The 14,553-nt window shown below is 72.9% G+C and carries 12 protein-coding genes; 8 read left to right on the top strand and 4 right to left on the bottom strand.

Annotated features, from left to right (window positions below; genetic code table 11):
* The first annotated feature begins 212 nt into the window (after positions 1-212).
* Positions 213-773, top strand: coding sequence for an SUKH-3 domain-containing protein (locus tag AB0469_RS15055; protein WP_366451808.1), 561 nt, complete (start codon positions 213-215; stop codon positions 771-773).
* A 680-nt stretch (positions 774-1,453) separates the two neighbouring features.
* Positions 1,454-2,224: a hypothetical protein gene (locus AB0469_RS15050; protein ID WP_366451807.1), complete on the top strand. Its 771-nt coding sequence runs from the start codon at positions 1,454-1,456 to the stop codon at positions 2,222-2,224.
* 447 nt (positions 2,225-2,671) lie between these two features.
* On the opposite strand, the gene AB0469_RS15045 is transcribed toward AB0469_RS15050, so the two are convergent.
* On the bottom strand, positions 2,672-4,303 hold the full coding sequence (locus AB0469_RS15045) for an NAD(P)/FAD-dependent oxidoreductase (protein ID WP_366451806.1): 1,632 nt from the start codon (positions 4,301-4,303) through the stop codon (positions 2,672-2,674).
* A 516-nt stretch (positions 4,304-4,819) separates the two neighbouring features.
* Between AB0469_RS15045 and AB0469_RS15040 the strand changes: the two genes are divergently transcribed.
* The 5 genes from AB0469_RS15040 (at position 4,820) to AB0469_RS15020 (ending at position 9,264) form a co-directional block, all read left to right on the top strand.
* Entirely contained in the window at positions 4,820-5,413 is a 594-nt protein-coding gene (locus tag AB0469_RS15040; RefSeq protein WP_366451805.1) for a carbonic anhydrase, read from the top strand.
* 73 nt (positions 5,414-5,486) lie between these two features.
* On the top strand, positions 5,487-6,944 hold the full coding sequence (locus AB0469_RS15035; RefSeq protein ID WP_366451803.1) for a SulP family inorganic anion transporter: 1,458 nt from the start codon (positions 5,487-5,489) through the stop codon (positions 6,942-6,944).
* Positions 6,945-7,118: 174 nt separating this feature from the next.
* The gene (locus AB0469_RS15030; RefSeq protein WP_366451802.1) at positions 7,119-7,271 is read left to right on the top strand and encodes a hypothetical protein; all 153 of its coding nucleotides are present in this window, start codon (positions 7,119-7,121) and stop codon (positions 7,269-7,271) included.
* Positions 7,272-7,408: 137 nt separating this feature from the next.
* Positions 7,409-8,737, top strand: a complete 1,329-nt coding sequence (locus tag AB0469_RS15025) for a hypothetical protein (RefSeq protein WP_366451801.1) — start codon at positions 7,409-7,411, stop codon at positions 8,735-8,737.
* Complete coding sequence (locus tag AB0469_RS15020) at positions 8,734-9,264, top strand: hypothetical protein (RefSeq protein ID WP_366451800.1); 531 nt, start codon at positions 8,734-8,736, stop codon at positions 9,262-9,264. Before AB0469_RS15025 ends, AB0469_RS15020 begins: the two co-directional genes overlap by 4 nt.
* Positions 9,265-9,363: 99 nt before the next feature.
* Here AB0469_RS15020 and AB0469_RS15015 read toward each other — a convergent pair whose 3' ends face one another.
* The 3 genes from AB0469_RS15015 to AB0469_RS15005 form a co-directional block, all read right to left on the bottom strand.
* On the bottom strand, positions 9,364-10,401 hold the full coding sequence (locus tag AB0469_RS15015) for an alpha/beta hydrolase-fold protein (protein ID WP_366451799.1): 1,038 nt from the start codon (positions 10,399-10,401) through the stop codon (positions 9,364-9,366).
* A gap of 235 nt (positions 10,402-10,636) precedes the next feature.
* Positions 10,637-11,890: an NAD(P)/FAD-dependent oxidoreductase gene (locus AB0469_RS15010; RefSeq protein WP_366451798.1), complete on the bottom strand. Its 1,254-nt coding sequence runs from the start codon at positions 11,888-11,890 to the stop codon at positions 10,637-10,639.
* A 407-nt stretch (positions 11,891-12,297) separates the two neighbouring features.
* The gene (locus AB0469_RS15005; protein ID WP_366451797.1) at positions 12,298-13,245 is read right to left on the bottom strand and encodes a DUF5937 family protein; all 948 of its coding nucleotides are present in this window, start codon (positions 13,243-13,245) and stop codon (positions 12,298-12,300) included.
* 56 nt (positions 13,246-13,301) lie between these two features.
* Between AB0469_RS15005 and AB0469_RS15000 the strand changes: the two genes are divergently transcribed.
* Complete coding sequence (locus AB0469_RS15000) at positions 13,302-14,546, top strand: MFS transporter (RefSeq protein ID WP_366451796.1); 1,245 nt, start codon at positions 13,302-13,304, stop codon at positions 14,544-14,546.
* The last annotated feature ends 7 nt before the right edge of the window (positions 14,547-14,553 follow it).

Genomic DNA, 14,553 nt, shown 5'->3' with positions numbered 1-14,553 from the left:
CTTTTTACCGGAAGCACGACGGCAACGGGTGAGCGGCCCACGGTCCGGGACGGGCCGCCCCGGCCCCGCGATGGACGCTTTCGAGGATCCGGTATGCCCCGGCAAGGGGTCGTCGGCCTCTGTGATACTCGTCCCGCGTGGCTGCAGCGCCGCGCCGTTCCCCGGCGACCAGTCCATGGCCGGGGGTCCCTGCAGATGACCGGAGCCGGACGATGAGCACCGACCCCGAGCGGGTACCGCCCCTCGATGCCAGGCCCCGCCACGAGGCGTACCCTGCCGCGGCGCTGGAGGCTTTGTGTGAAGCGGGGTGGACGCCCGGCCGAAGCGTCGGACCGGGCCCCACGCCGGACATGGTGGTGCAGTACGGGCCGCCGCCGCGCGCGGCGAGGGAGTTCCTGGCTGAGTACGGCGGACTGCATCTGGTGTTCGCCGATCCGCGGGACGGTTCCGGCGAGAGTCAGACCGACATCGACATCCGCGGCGGCGCGGATGTGCTGGGCTGGGTGGGCACCTGGAGCCGGGCGGCGGGGGAGCCCGTGTTCCCGGTGGGGGAGTTCGCGCATCGGAACTGTGTACTCCTGGTCGGCGACGGCGGCAGCCTGTACGGGGCCTGCGACGCGGTTCTGGGCCGGCTTGGGGCGGACGCGCTGACCGGGCTGGGCAGGCTCGTGCTGGACCGAAGCCCGCTGGAGCCCTGTCTGCCAGTCCCGCCGGAAGCCCTGTACCGCCCCGAGCGCCCGCCGACGCGAGCCCGTCGGCGTGGACGCCGCTGACGCATCCCCCCACCGGCGGTACGCGGCACCCTGCGCAGCGGTCACCAGACCACTGCCGCCGAAGCCGACGGCAAATCCACGGCCCCTCCTCTGGACGGCCGCGCCCAACGACGTGCAGGGACGTGTTCTCCGTCGGCGGTGGGGGCTGCGCCGGAGCTCGAGGCCTCATGGGATGCGACTGTCCCGGACTCCGGGAGGGATTCGGCGCAGGCCTCCACCAGCATGCCGATCCTGTCCAGGCCGAACGCCCACGACCACGCGATGTCCGGTCCCTCCCGCCGACATCGCGCGGCGGGCCGCCGAGGCCGACGTGCCTCGGCGTCCCGGCCGCGGTGGTCAGGAAGGTGCGTCGGAGCGCGCGGCCCTCCAGGACGTCCCAAGGCCCATCGAGCTCGCGGCCTGTCCGTACCGCCGACCTCGTTCGCGCAGTCGGCGATTGCGCGCCGCTCGCCGTCGGGTATCCTCTTCCGCTCGGCAAGGCCCTCCCGGGCGGCGACGAAGTGCCCGCCACGGGTTGCGGTGGGGTACACAGCGGCATGGAGGAGGGATATACACCAGGGGGAAGGACAGTCCCCCCAGATACCCACCCGTGCGGAGAGCAGATGCCTGAGATACCGCCGAGCACCGGTCCCTCGAGACCGCGCCCGTCCCGTCTCGTCCTCGCGTCCTGGTTTCTTCTCGTGGTCGGGCTGCTTGCGGTGAGCCGCTGGTTCCACAGCCGGGGCTTGCTGGGTAGCGAATTGGCCCTTTGGTGGCTCAGCCTGCTACTCGGGGTTTCGGTGGTTGTCACCATGTTCGGACGGGTCGGCATGCGGCGCGAGGGTACGGGTGGCGGGAACGCCGCACTGGCGCGTCTGCCGTCCGGGTCGAACGGATGGGTGTGGCTGGTGCTGATGGTGGTGCTGGTGCCGGTCGCGGTGGTGGCGGACCGCCCGTGGAACGCACCGTGGTGGCCGGGTCGTCACGAGGCCTCCCGGCTGCCCGATCCGTGCCTGGCCGGGACTGCTGCCGCCTCGCGTCTGACCCCGCATGCCCGCGGCGACGGCGACCAGCCCCTCAACGCCGGCTACGGGCTCGGATCTCGCTGCGTCTGGCGGGATGCCGAGAACGGCACGACGCTCTGGATCGAGTACGACCTCGCCGAATGGCGGGGGACCATGGGCGGGAGCGCGACCGACGCCGCGCGCGAACAGCAGGCCCTGAACCGGCGCTTCGCCGGGGGACAAGGATCACGCACCACAACGGTGGGCGGCCTGGGCGACGAGGCCAGCAGCGTTTCGGTGCCTGGCCGCGAGGCGGCTGTTCTGGTTCGCGTCGCCAACGTGACCGTCAGCGTCCGGTATCTGCTGGCGCCCGTCCCCGGCGGGGATCCGGACCGCGACGAGACCGCAGCCCGCTCCGCGGTCGAGCAGGCCGCTCGCGAGGCCGTCGTACCCGTACGTCTCGACTGACCACACGTACGGTGAGCCTGGAGTGCCGCCGCATGCCGTCCTTGCGCGGGGCGCGTTCCAGCACGGTGGGGCTCCTGGCGGGCGAATCGAGTGGTGCGGGATACGGGCCCGTGCTCGACGTCTGGCACGGGCTGGGCCGCTGACGCCGCCCTACCAGTGGGCGGGTCACCCACCCGCAACGCCCGGCGCGACCCAGGGCATCCCCGCAGGTGCCAGTCCAGATGCGAAGACCGGACTGCGGGTTGCCAACGACGTGGGGGCCGGCCGGAGCCCGGTAGCCACACCGGCCGCGCACTGCGCCACATGCGGGCACACGAACGGAGGCCCCGGGAGTCACGATGCCCCGGGGCCTTCACTTCGCTGACCTCCCGGCTCAACGACGGGCGCGTCACGCTGCCGGCAGCACGAGAGGGGACCCTCGCGCGTCGTGAGGCGGGCGTTCACCCGTCAACGTTCGCGGGCGTCGCCTGAGAGGAGGAAGCCGCTGTAGCCGTTTCGGGCCGAGGCGTCGCACGCGATCCGGTACCGGTCCAGCCCGCCGGTGTAGGCCAGGAACACCCGCGGCTTTCCGGGGACGTTGGATCCCCTGTACCAGGACTCCGCCGCCGGGTAGAGCGTCCGGTCCGCGAGCTCCGCGACGTGGGCGCTCCACGCCTCCTCCGCCTCCGGTGCGGCATCGATTTCCGTGAGGCCGTTCCGGACCAGATGGGCGATGCAGTCGGTGATCCACTCCACCTGCTGCTCCAGCGACACCGCGATGTTGCTGAGGACGGACGGGCTGAGCGGGCCGAGCACGGTGAAGAGGTTGGGGAAGCCCGCCGACACGAGCCCGAGGTGGCTGCGGGGGCCGTCCGCCCACTTCTCCCTCAGGCTCACGTCGGCCCTGCCCACGATGTCGATGGCGAGCTGGGAACCGGTCAGCGCGTCGAAGCCCGTGGCGAAGACGATCGTGTCGAGAACGTGTTCCCCCTCCGTGGTCCGGATTCCCCGGGGCGTGATCGTCTCGATCGGGGTCGCGCGGAGGTCCACCAGCGTCACGTGCGCCAGGTTGTAGGTCGCGTAGTAGCCGGTGTCCAGGCAGGGGCGCTTCGTCGCGAACGGGAACGTCCGGGGGGAGAGCGCCTCGGCCGTCTCCGGGTCGTCGACGGTCGAGCGGATCTTGGACCGGACGAACTCGGCCACCGTCGCGTTGGCCTTCTCGTCGGTCAGGATGTCGGTGTACGTGCGGAGCAGCCCGCTGAGCAGTCCCGACTCCCAGGCGGCCTCGTAGGCGGCCGTCCGCTCCGCCTCGTCGGCCGCGAGGGCGGAACCGGTCGGCGGTTCGAAGACGGTACCGCCCCGGGAGAGCCGCTGTGCCTGGCGGAACTGCGGGTACCGGGACTTGAGCTCGGCGGTCTCGGCGTCGAGCAGCGGCCGGTTGTGGGCGGGCAGCGCGTAGGCCGGGGTGCGCTGGAAGACGGTGAGTGCGGCCGCCTGCTCGGCGATCACGGGGACGGCCTGGACCCCGGAGCACCCGGTCCCGATGACGGCGACCCGCTTGCCGGTGAAGGAGACCTCCTCCCGCGGCCAGCGGGCGGTGTGCAGGACCTCGCCCGTGAAGCGGTCCTGCCCGGGAATCCCGGGGTCCTTGGGTGCCGACATGCAGCCCGAGGCCAGGATGAGGAAACGGGTGGTGACGGTGCGTCCGGTGTCCGTGGAGACGCGCCAGGTGTGGGCGGTGCCGTCGTACGCCGCGCCCGTGACGCGGGTGTGCAGGGTGACGTCCCCGCGCAGGCCGAAGCGGTCGGCGACGTGGTGGATGTAGCGGAGGATCTCCGGCTGGGACGCGTACCGCTCGCTCCACTCCCACTCCTGGTCCAGTTCGGGGGAGAAGGAGTACGAGTACGACATGCTCTCGATGTCACAGCGTGCGCCGGGATAGCGGTTCCAGTACCAGGTGCCGCCGATGTCCCCACCGGCCTCGAAGACCGCTACGCGTAAGCCGAGTTCACGCAGCCGGTACAGCTGGTAGAGACCCGAGAGCCCGGCGCCGACGACGACGGCGTCGACCCGGTCGGCTCCGGTGGTGGTGGTTCCCATCGGTTGCTCCATGTCTCCGCACGCGGCACGCGGCCCGTCCCGGGGGCGTCGGCGGTGGCGGGTGCGGTGGTGGGTGCGGTGGTGGTCGTGGTCGCCGCGCGTGGAGCCGGCGGGTGCACGGGGCGCGGCGGCACGGGAGCGACATCCTGGTGCATGTCCGGTCTCACGGGAAGTGGGGGTGGCTCGCCGGCCGCTTTCGTCCCGGGGGGCCCGCACCCGAACGGATGGCCGTTGGAAATCCGCCAACTACCCCGGTGGCATGCGGTGATTGGCCGTTATTGCACCGTGACGGGCCCCCGCGGGCGAGGTAATCTTCAGGCAAAGATGTGGTCGCTAGGTGGTCAAACGGATCACCGAGTGTCGCCCCGCCTCGTTCCGTCCCGCGTCGGCTCGTGGCATGGGCGGTGACACGCGAACACCGGCGTCAGGCCCCTGGGGCGCGCCGATCCACCCATCGACTGATGACCTGAACACACCGCGCCCGCATACCGCCGTGAGCGCAGGAGAAAGGCCACCATGAAGTCCCTGGTCGACAACGCACGGTCCTTCACAGCCCACGTGGCGGAACGTGCCCAGGAGTTCCACGCCCTCGAGGCCGGGCAGAGCCCCGAAGTCCTCTTCATCACCTGTTCCGACTCCCGAGTCGTGCCGTCCCTGATCACCGGCGCCCGTCCGGGTGAGCTGTTCGAGCTGCGGACGGCGGGCAACATCGTCCCCGCGTACAACGGCAGCCGTCCCTCTGCCGAAACGGCCACCATCGAGTACGCGGTACGGGTGCTGGGGGTCCGCGACGTCATCGTGTGCGGCCATTCGCACTGCGGGGCGGTCGACGCCCTGGTGAGCGGTGGCGACCTCTCCGGCCTGCCCGCCGTTCGGGGCTGGCTGGAGCACGCGGCCGGCCGGCCGGAGACGACGGCGCCCCTCTCTGCGGACCTCGCCGAGCCCGTCCAGCGCCACGCCGTCGCCCAGCTGGAGCGGCTGTACGAGCACCCCTGTGTGGCGGAACGGGTGCGGGCCGGGACCTTGGCGGTGCACGCCTGGTACTACGAGGTCCACACCGGGGCCGTGCAGGCGTACCAGCCGGCCGCCACCTCCTTCCGGCCGCTGTGACCCGCATCCGCCCTCCCCACGGGCCGCCTTCCCCCCTTCCCCTTCCGCTTCCGCCGTGCGAGGAAGTCCACTGATGCTCTCCACCCTCAAGAAGCCCGCCCATCTGCGACGAGACCTCCTGGCCTCGCTCGTCGTCTTCCTGGTCGCCCTGCCCCTGTGCGTCGGAGTCGCCGTGGCCTCCGGGGTACCCGCCGAACTCGGACTGGTCACCGGGATCGTCGGCGGTCTCGTCGTCGGCTGCCTGCCCGGCAGCAGCCTCCAGGTCAGCGGCCCGGCCGCGGGTCTGACCGTCCTGGTCTTCGAAGCCGTGCAGGAGTTCGGCCTCGGCGCCCTGGGGGCCGTCGTCCTCATCTCCGGACTGGCCCAACTCGTGATGGGGGCACTCCGGTTCGGCCGGTTCTTCCGTGCGATCACGGTGGCGGTCGTCCAGGGCATGCTCGCGGGGATCGGACTCGTCCTGATCTTCGGGCAGCTGTACACCATGGCCGGCGTCGAGCAGCCCCGCTCCGGACTCGGCAAGATCGCGGGGATTCCCCGGCTGGCCGCCGAGATCGCCTCGACCGGCGCAGCCTCGGCCTCCTTCGCCGTCGGTGCGGCCACCATCGCCGTCCTCGTCCTGTGGAAGAGGCTCCCGGCCAAGGCCCGGGCGGTGCCCGCCCCGCTGGCGGCGGTCGCCCTCGCCACCGCGGTCACCGCCGCGGCGGGCTGGTCGGTCCCCCGTGTCGACGTACAGGGGCTCCTGGCCGCCGTCCAGCCGCCGGGACTGTCGGACTTCGCCTCGCTGGGCAGCCTCGCGGCCGTCGGCACGATCATCGCCTTCGCCCTGATCGCCTCGGCCGAAAGCCTCTTCAGCGCCGCCGCCGTCGACCGGATGCACGACGGGCCGCGGACCGACTTCGACAAGGAGCTGATGGCGCAGGGTGCGGGCAACGCCATCTGCGGGGTGCTCGGCGCCCTGCCCCTCACCGCCGTCATCGTGCGCAGCGCGGCCAACGTCCAGGCCGGAGCCAGGACCAAGCTCTCCCGCGTCCTGCACGGGCTGTGGCTCGTGCTCTTCGCCGCCCTCCTGCCGGCCGCGATCGGCGTCATCCCCCTGGCCGCCCTCGCCGGCGTCCTCGTCCACGCGGGCTGCAAGCTCATCCCCGTCAAGGACCTGCTCCCCCTGTGGCGCTCCCACCGCGGCGAGGCCCTCGTCCTGGCCGCCACCGCGATCGCCATCATCGTCACGAACATGTTCGAGGGCGTCCTGCTCGGCATCGCCCTGGCCGTGGCCAAGAGCGCCTGGGAGACCTCCCACGTCCACCTCGACGTGCACGAGACGACGGACGGCCGGTTCCTCGTCACCCTCAGCGGTTCCGCCACCTTCCTGCGGCTGCCCCGGATGCTCGGGACCCTCGAAGCCCTTCCCTGCGGCCACCCCGTGGAGCTCGACCTCTCCGGGCTTCGCCACCTGGACCACGCCTGCCGCACCTCCCTGGAGGGCTGGGCGCAGCAGCGCGGGGCCACCATCGGGGTTCCGGTGGAGCCCTGAGCGCCGCTGCGGCCCTCCGGGCGCGCTGCGGCGGCCGGGCCGGTTTCGGCCCTCCTCCCGCGATTACCCGCCATCCCTTGGTTTTTCATTGACCCTCCCTTGGTGTTCTCTTTACCTTTGTGGGGCGGTGGAAAACACCGATGCCGTGCTGTTCCCCTCACTGGAGGTATCGCCGTGGAGAAGCTCATCCGCACCATGACGCAGGACGACGTCTGGCGCCGCTGGGTCGAGGCCAACTCGGTGCAGGCCGCGAAGGACGGCTGCATCAGCGCCTCGCCCAAGGAGGGCTGCATCAGCCTCGCCGGCAAGACCGGCTGCATCTCCTGACGCACCGGTCCGGCCCGACCGCCCGGGGTGCGGGGCCTTCGGGGGCGCGGCGCGGACGGGACCACGTTCCCGTCCGCCGGCCCCGGAGGCGCCGCCCCGGGCGGACCCATCCCCCAGCCCCGCTACGGAAAGTGGCCATGGACGGCACAACCACCCCGACCGGCATCCCCCAGTCGGACGGCCTGCGGGTCGCCGACGTCCTCGACTGCATCCGGGACATCCCCGTCTACCGCCCCGCGCTCGACCGGGACGCGTTCCCCATCCTGGAGAAGCCCGAGATAGCACGGGGTTTTCCGGACAACTGGATGACCCCGCGCCTGGCCGCCGCGCTGGCCGCCGGCGAAGCCGAGTACGTCTGGTCGACCGGCACCCACCACGCCCGGATGCAGCTCATCCGGCCCCCGTACTTCCTGCTGCGCTCCTACTACCGGCTGTGGAGCGAGCACCCGGACCTGGCGAAGACCTGGGCGGCCGGCTGCCGGCGGGTCTCGCTGACGACCGTGCTCGCCACCGAGCACGTGGCGCGCGTCAACGCCCGCCGCGACGGCACCGAACCGGCCGCCGCCCCGACGCCGGAGGACCGCCGACTCGACGAGCGCACGCTGTACCTCAACTTGCGCCTGGACCCGGGGCGGTGGGACCGGGCCGACATCGAGCGCATGCTGGCCGAGATCCGCGAGGTCTCCGCCGCGCACCCCGACGGCGCCTACCACCTGGACTGCTCCGGCTACCACCTCGCCCACCTGGTCCGCCGGGCCGAGGAGTTCGGCCTGTGGGGCTCCGAGGCGTTCCCGCAGCCCGCCAGCATCGTCACCGCGTACGAGTACACCCCGGCCAACGTCCGCCGCTACCTCACCCGGCGGTTCGGCGTCCCGGTGATCGACCTCTTCGGCAGCACCGAGCTGGGGTACCTCTACTACGGCGACCGGGACGGCCGCTACCACCCGTACCTGGACCGCATGGGCATCGAGCTCGTCCCCGTGGCCCCCGGCAGCGGCATCCACAGCCTGATCGTCACCAGCATCCGCAACCCGTACATGCCTCTGGTGCGCTACCGCTCGGGCGACTGCGTGCGCACCTCGGACGGCAGCCCCGACCCGGCGAAGGTCGTCGCGTTCTGCGGGCGTGAGAAGGAGCTGCTGGAGACCCCGCACGGGCCCGTCGCCCAGGCCGACCTCGACGACCGTGTGGCCGCCGCCGCGCCGGAGGTGTTCCTCTACCGCCTGGAAACACACGCCGGCCCCGGCTCGGCGGCGCGGCTGCGCTACACCACCTTCGACGGCCGCCCGCCCGCCGAAGGCCGGGACGCCGCGCTCGCCGCCGCGGTCACCGCCCTCACCGGGCGGCCCTGCACCACCGAGCACACCGCCCACCTGCCGATCGGCGCGTCAGGCAAGTACGCCTGGCTCGCCGTCGCGGACGACCGGGAACCGCCGGCCGCGGACCTCCGAGGAGGAGGCGCATGAGTCCCTGTACGACGCCCGACGCGCTGCGCGCCCTGCTCGGCGAGCCGCTCCACGAGGAAGCGGTCCGCCACGCGCAGCGCCGCACCGGCGTACCGCGCCCGTACGCCGAACGCCAGGTGCTGGAATGCATGCGCTACCTCTACCTGGTCTCCGCGCACCCGGACCGCCTGGGCGGGCTCTTCCTCCCGGTCGAGCAGGACATCGACGAGATCTGGCACTTCCTCATCCTGCAGACCCGCGAGTACCGGGCGCTGTGCGAGGAACGCCTCCCGGGGGGCTTCTTCGTCCACCACCGCAGCATCGGGTACGAGGACTACCAGGCCGACCCCGGCCGGGAGCGGGCCGTCGAGGAGGCGTTGCGCTGGATTCCGTTGTACTGCGAGGAATTCGGCCCGATGGACGAGGGGATCCTGCCGCACTGGACGATCGTCCGCTTCCTGCACGAGGCCCTGCACCTGTCCCTCGCGGAGATCTCGCACCTCGAACCATTCCAGGAACCGGCCGCGACCGGTGCGGGCGGCAACTGACGCACCCCGAGGCCCGTCGACCCGTGCGGCCGTCCACGACGTCCTCGACCCGGCCGGTCGAGGACGTCCGGGCGCGGCCGGCACGGCGGCCCGTGCGGGTCAGCCGAGTCGGCGGCCGAAGAAGTCCAGCATGCGTTCCGCCGCGACGCTCCAGTAGGGCCAGTTGTGGCCGCCCGGTCGCACGACCGTCTCGGTGTCCGCCCCGCGGGCCGCGAAGGCGGTGCTCAGGTCCTCGGTCCCCGGCAGGTGGTTGGCGTCCTCGGTCCCGCAGCCGAGGTGGTAGCGGGCGCTGCGGATGCGGTCGGGGGCGGTGCGGCGGATGATGTCGGCCAGGTCGTACTCCCGGAAGCGGTCCGTCAGGCGGGCCGGCCCCTCCAGGCCACGGCCGAAGGCATGGCCGAAGAAGCGGTTCCACTCCTTCATCGGGATCGCGCGGTAACCCTCGTCGGTGAAGTGCGCCGTGCTCAGTCCGGCGGCGGCGCCGAACAGGCCCGGGTAGCGCAGGGCGTACATCAGTGCGCCGTAGCCGCCCATGGAGAGCCCGGCGATGGCCCTCCTCTCCAGCCGGCCGCCCAGTCCGTGGGCCTTTTCGACGGCTGGGACGAACTCCTGGATGAACATGTCCTCGTAGCGCAGGGTGCCGCCGCCGGATCCGGCGGCGTCCATGTCGTTGATGTAGAACGTCTCGTCCTGGCCGCCGCCCGGCCGGCCGGGGTCGCGCCGGGCGTCGGGCATCGCGAGGGCGCACGCCGGGATCCGGCCCGCCGCGACGGCCCGCTCCAGGGTCGGCACGATGCCGCCCTTGACGGCCCAGTCGGTATGGCTTCCGCTCGTGCCGTGCAGGAGGAAGAGGACCGGGATCCCGGCGTCCGGCCCGCCCTCCCGGGGTGTGGAGCCCGCCCGGGCGGGCAGGTAGAGGCTGTACGGAACGTCCCGCCCGAGCAGCCTGCTGCGCACGGTCAGGTCCGTGCGGAGCGAGCCGGCTCCGGAGGCGGACGGACCCGGTGTCGCGGGGGAGGCCGGCGGGCCCGGTGCCCCGGGGCCGCCCCGCAGCAGGAAGGCCGCGGAGACGACGGCCGCGACCGATCCGCCGACTCCGGCCGTGAGCAGGGAACGGCGCGCGGGACGTTTCACCATGGCTCCCTCGGCGTCGACACCGGACGTTCGTCTCGACCGGGCGGGCGGCGGCGTTCCCCGCCGGTCCCGCCCGCTCGTTCCGACGCGCACGGGCGCCCACTGGCCCGCACCCATGACACCCCCGGCATCCGCGTCGGGGCGAGCAGCCACGCCGCCGGGGCGGCGGAACGGGGGACCCCTGCCCTGCTCGGTCGGCCGCACCGTCAGACGTGCTGCAAGCCCGTACGGGCCACGTTCACGCCATGCCGTCGCGCCGCAGGTCGTGCAGCACCTCGCGGGCGGCTCGTGCACCGGAGGCCAGCGCACCCTGGGTGGAACCGGTGGCGCGGTGGTCACCGCACACGTAACGGCCCGGCGCCACCCGCGTGGTGCGGGTCAGCGGCTGCGGCGGAGCCATGGCGGGCAGCGCGTCCTCGATGGTGCGGACGGTGAGGAGGTCCCAGCCGTCCGTGCCCGTGCCGTACGCCTCCGCGAGTGCCGATCGGAGCTCGTGCTCACGGCCCGGCCCGTCCCGGCCGGTGACCGAGGTGGCGACGAGGGCGTGGCCGGGTGGGGCGTAGCCGGGCACGACGTCGCTCAGGACACAGGTGTTGAGGAAGCGGCGGCGGGTGTCCACGAGCAGGGTCGGCTCGCCGAGGGGGGACCGCGGAGCGGTGTGGTAGTAGGTCGTCACCCTGCGGTAGGGAGGCAGGACCACCTCGGGGAGCAGGGTCGGGACGGCCCCGGGGCCGGTGGCGACCACGACGGCGAGCGCCGGGATCTCCCGTCCCTCGGCGGTCAGCACACCGTCGGCCGTGAGCCCGGCCACCGGGGTCTCGAGCAGCACGGCACCCGCCGGCAGGCCGGCGGCGAGGGCCCGTGGCACCGCCCCGATGCCCTCGGCCGGCAGGCAGATGGTTCCGCGCAGCATGCTCCGCCACACCATGTGGAACACCCGGGCGGAAGTCTCCAGTTCGTCCTCCAGGAAGACCCCCGCCACGAAGGGGCGGAAGAAGCTCTCGACGAACGCTTCGGAGATCCCGGCGTCGGCGAACGCGGTGCGGACGGTGGTGTCCGGCCGCCGTTTGAGCCGCGCCGGAGGCAGCAGCACGTCACGAGCGGACAGCAGGGCGAGGGCGGCCAGGTCGCGGCGGCCGGCGAGGCGACCCGAGAGCAACTCGGGCAGCGTGCGCGGACGGCGGACGGGATCGACGAAGCCGAGCCTGCCGGTCGGAGTGTGCACGATGAACCCCGGCGTGAAGGGCCGAAGCCGGAGTCCCTTCAGGTCGAACCTGCGCCGGACCTGGGGGTAGGCGGAGTTGAACACCTGGAACCCGCGGTCCACGACGAAGCCCGCGACCCGGTCCGAACGCATCCGTCCCCCGACCGCGTCGCCGGCCTCCAGCACCCGCACGCGCACGCCGGCCGCCAGCAGGTCCCGGGCGCACGCCAACCCGGAGACTCCGGCACCGACGACCAGCACGTCCGCCGCGTCGAGGCCCGAGGACATACGACCACCTCACTCACGTGTCGCTTCGATGCAGCCCGCGCCGCTCGTTCACTCTGTGCCGCGCCTGCCCCCGACACGTACGCGACACCGCCGGCAGCCTCGACGGCCGCCCATCCGGGTGTGTCCAGGTGCGCCTGCGGGCGGCCTGGTGGGCGCTGCCGCGTCTCCGCGCCCGTCGGGGCACGCCACGACGGCGGCCGGGACCGTGTGCACGGACGCGGTCGTGGCACTGGACGGGTGCCGGCCATGACGGAGGGCCGTCCCCGTTCACGCTGCGCAGCGGGTGCGGACGCGTGGCCGGAGCGGCGACTTCGTGCGGGCACGGGCAGGTGGGGGAAACCGGCGCCCTTGTCGCAGCGGTACGGGCTCCCGGGGCCGGGAGGGACGGTCGGCTGCATCCCGGCCGATCAGGTCCGGTCGATCAGGGCGTGGGCCGGCGCGGTACGGGCGTAGAGGACTTCCTTGCCCAGGCGGTGCGCGGTGAGGAGTCCGGCGTCGCGCATCGCGGTGAGGTGCTGGGAGACCGCGCCGGAGGTGAGGCCGGTGCGGGCGGCCAGTGCGGTGGTCGTCGCCGGCTGGTCGAGCAGGGACAGCAGGAGGGCGCGGGAGCGGCCGAGCACCTTCGCCAGCGCCGCGTCGGGCGGCGCCGGCTCCCTGCTTTCCCACAGGGTCGCGATGCCTCGGACGGGGTAGCGCAGGAGGGGCTGCCATCCGGGGGCGGTCAGCGAGAACACGCGCGGATGCGCGAACACCGACGGTATGAGCAGCATCCCCTGCCCCTCCAGGTGTGCGTCCGCGGTGCGTTGGCGGCGTCGGCGGACGTGCAGGGTGTCGTTCTGCCAGGTGATGCCGGGATCCAGGTCTTCGAAGAGGCCGCGGGCACCGGCGGTGGCCATGAGCCGGGCCCGGTGCAGGACGTCTCCGTCGAGCAGGGCCCGGATGCGGGGCCAGTAGGGGGCGATGGCCGTTTCCCAGTAGGTGAGGACGAGCCCGGCCAGTTCGTCGAGGCGGGCGGCAGGGTCGGGATACTGCAGGCCGAAGGCGTCCAGACCGGCCTGGACGCGGTCGTGGGGCTGGGCGCGCAGGGCCGCCAGTTCCAGTTCCAGGTCGGGCGCGTGACTCACCGGGGGCGGGCAGACGAACGCGGCGATGAGCTGCGGCGTGATCAGTTCGGTCAGCGGGCGCAGGTCCAGTCCGGTGAGCCGGGGGCGTACGGCCCGTACCCAGGGATGGTGCCGCGGGTGCTCGGCCGGGAAGGAGAGCACCCGCAGGCTCGCGATCGCCTCCCACAGGGGAGAGAGGGCGAACCGCGTGTGCGCGAGGTCCGCAGCGGAGTACTCCAGTCTCAGCTCCATTCAGCCAAGGCTAAATCGTTCACGGCGGGCACGGGGCCGGCGCGAGAGTCCGGGGCATGCTCCTCTCCACCGACCGGGACTTCCGCCGGATCTTCGCCGCAGACGCCACGAGCAAGTTCGGGACCCAGGTCAGCGCGCTCGCGCTGCCGTTCCTGGCCCAGTCCGCCCTGCACGCCGACCCGGCGCACGTCGGTCTGCTGGCCATGCTCACCACCCTCTCCTTCCTCCTCGTCGGCCTGCCCGCAGGCGCCTGGATCGACCGGCTCCGCAAACGCCCCGTCATGATCGGCGCCGATCTGATCCGTGCGGTCCTGCTCGCCTCGGTCCCGCTGGCCTGGGCCTGCGGGGCGCTGACCCTCGCCCACCTGTACGCGGTGGTCGGGCTGATGGGCGTCGCCACGGTCCTCTTCGACGTGGCCCACCTCAGCTACGTGCCCCACGTCGTCGGCCGGGACCGGCTGCTCGCGGCGAACACGGCCCTCGTCAGCCTCAACTCCGTCGCCGACGTCTCGGGCCGCGGCCTCGGAGGCCTGATCGTCCAGGCGGCCGGAGCACCGCAGGCCCTCCTGCTCGACGTGACCAGCTACCTGGCCTCGGCCCTGCTGACCGCACGCGTCGGCGGCCCCGAACCCATCCTCCGCAAGCCCGAACGGGCGTCGCTGTTGCGGGACGTCGGCGAGGGCCTGCGGTTCGTGTTCCGCCATCCCCGGCTGCGACCGATCGCGCTCGAAGGCGCGCTCACGAACCTCGGAATCCAACTGGCCGTCGTGTCCCTGCTGATCACCCTCGCCGACAGCCCCGGTACGGCCGGCCTGTTCCTCGCCGCCGGCGGCCTCGGCACGCTCGCGGGCTCGCTGGCCGCTCCGCGCCTGCGCCGCTCCCTCGGCACGGTCCGCTCCCTGTGGCTGCCGGGCCCGTTCCTCGCACCGTTCGCCCTCGCCATCGGCCTGGACGACCTCCGGATCGCAGGCGCAGCCTGGGCGATCACCCTCGCCAAGACCGGCCTGGACAACGTGCTGCGCGTCTCCTTCCGTCAACGGGCCACCCCACCGGAGCTCCTCGGCCGCATGAACGCCACCTTCCGCTTCCTGCTCGCCAGCGCCCTTGCCGTCGGTGCCGCCCTCGCCGGCCTGATCGCGCAGACGGCCGGCCCCCGCGCCGCCCTGTGGGCGGCCGCGGGAATCCTCTCGGTCCGCTGGGTCCTCACGCTGCCCCTCAAAGGTGCCGCCGCTGATGCGGCTCCCACCCCACGAGCTACCCCGGACGCCGATCCTCGACCGGATCCGACATCGCCGCGCTGACGCCCGG

It is taken from the genome of Streptomyces sp. NPDC093801, assembly GCF_040701585.1.
Taxonomy (GTDB): Bacteria; Actinomycetota; Actinomycetes; order Streptomycetales; family Streptomycetaceae; genus Streptomyces.
The sequence above is the reverse complement of the archived record's forward strand: the minus strand, read 5'-3'. Positions and strand labels throughout refer to the sequence as shown.

Bases quoted from the DNA above. Each gene is read 5' to 3' on its own strand.
- AB0469_RS15055 (WP_366451808.1), top strand. From the start codon at position 213: ATGAGCACCGACCCCGAGCGGGTACCGCCCCTCGATGCCAGGCCCCGC.
- AB0469_RS15045 (WP_366451806.1), bottom strand. From the start codon at position 4,303: ATGGGAACCACCACCACCGGAGCCGACCGGGTCGACGCCGTCGTCGTC.
- AB0469_RS15040 (WP_366451805.1), top strand. From the start codon at position 4,820: ATGAAGTCCCTGGTCGACAACGCACGGTCCTTCACAGCCCACGTGGCG.
- AB0469_RS15035 (WP_366451803.1), top strand. From the start codon at position 5,487: ATGCTCTCCACCCTCAAGAAGCCCGCCCATCTGCGACGAGACCTCCTG.
- AB0469_RS15025 (WP_366451801.1), top strand. From the start codon at position 7,409: ATGGACGGCACAACCACCCCGACCGGCATCCCCCAGTCGGACGGCCTG.
- AB0469_RS15020 (WP_366451800.1), top strand. From the start codon at position 8,734: ATGAGTCCCTGTACGACGCCCGACGCGCTGCGCGCCCTGCTCGGCGAG.
- AB0469_RS15015 (WP_366451799.1), bottom strand. From the start codon at position 10,401: ATGGTGAAACGTCCCGCGCGCCGTTCCCTGCTCACGGCCGGAGTCGGC.
- AB0469_RS15010 (WP_366451798.1), bottom strand. From the start codon at position 11,890: ATGTCCTCGGGCCTCGACGCGGCGGACGTGCTGGTCGTCGGTGCCGGA.
- AB0469_RS15005 (WP_366451797.1), bottom strand. From the start codon at position 13,245: ATGGAGCTGAGACTGGAGTACTCCGCTGCGGACCTCGCGCACACGCGG.
- AB0469_RS15000 (WP_366451796.1), top strand. From the start codon at position 13,302: ATGCTCCTCTCCACCGACCGGGACTTCCGCCGGATCTTCGCCGCAGAC.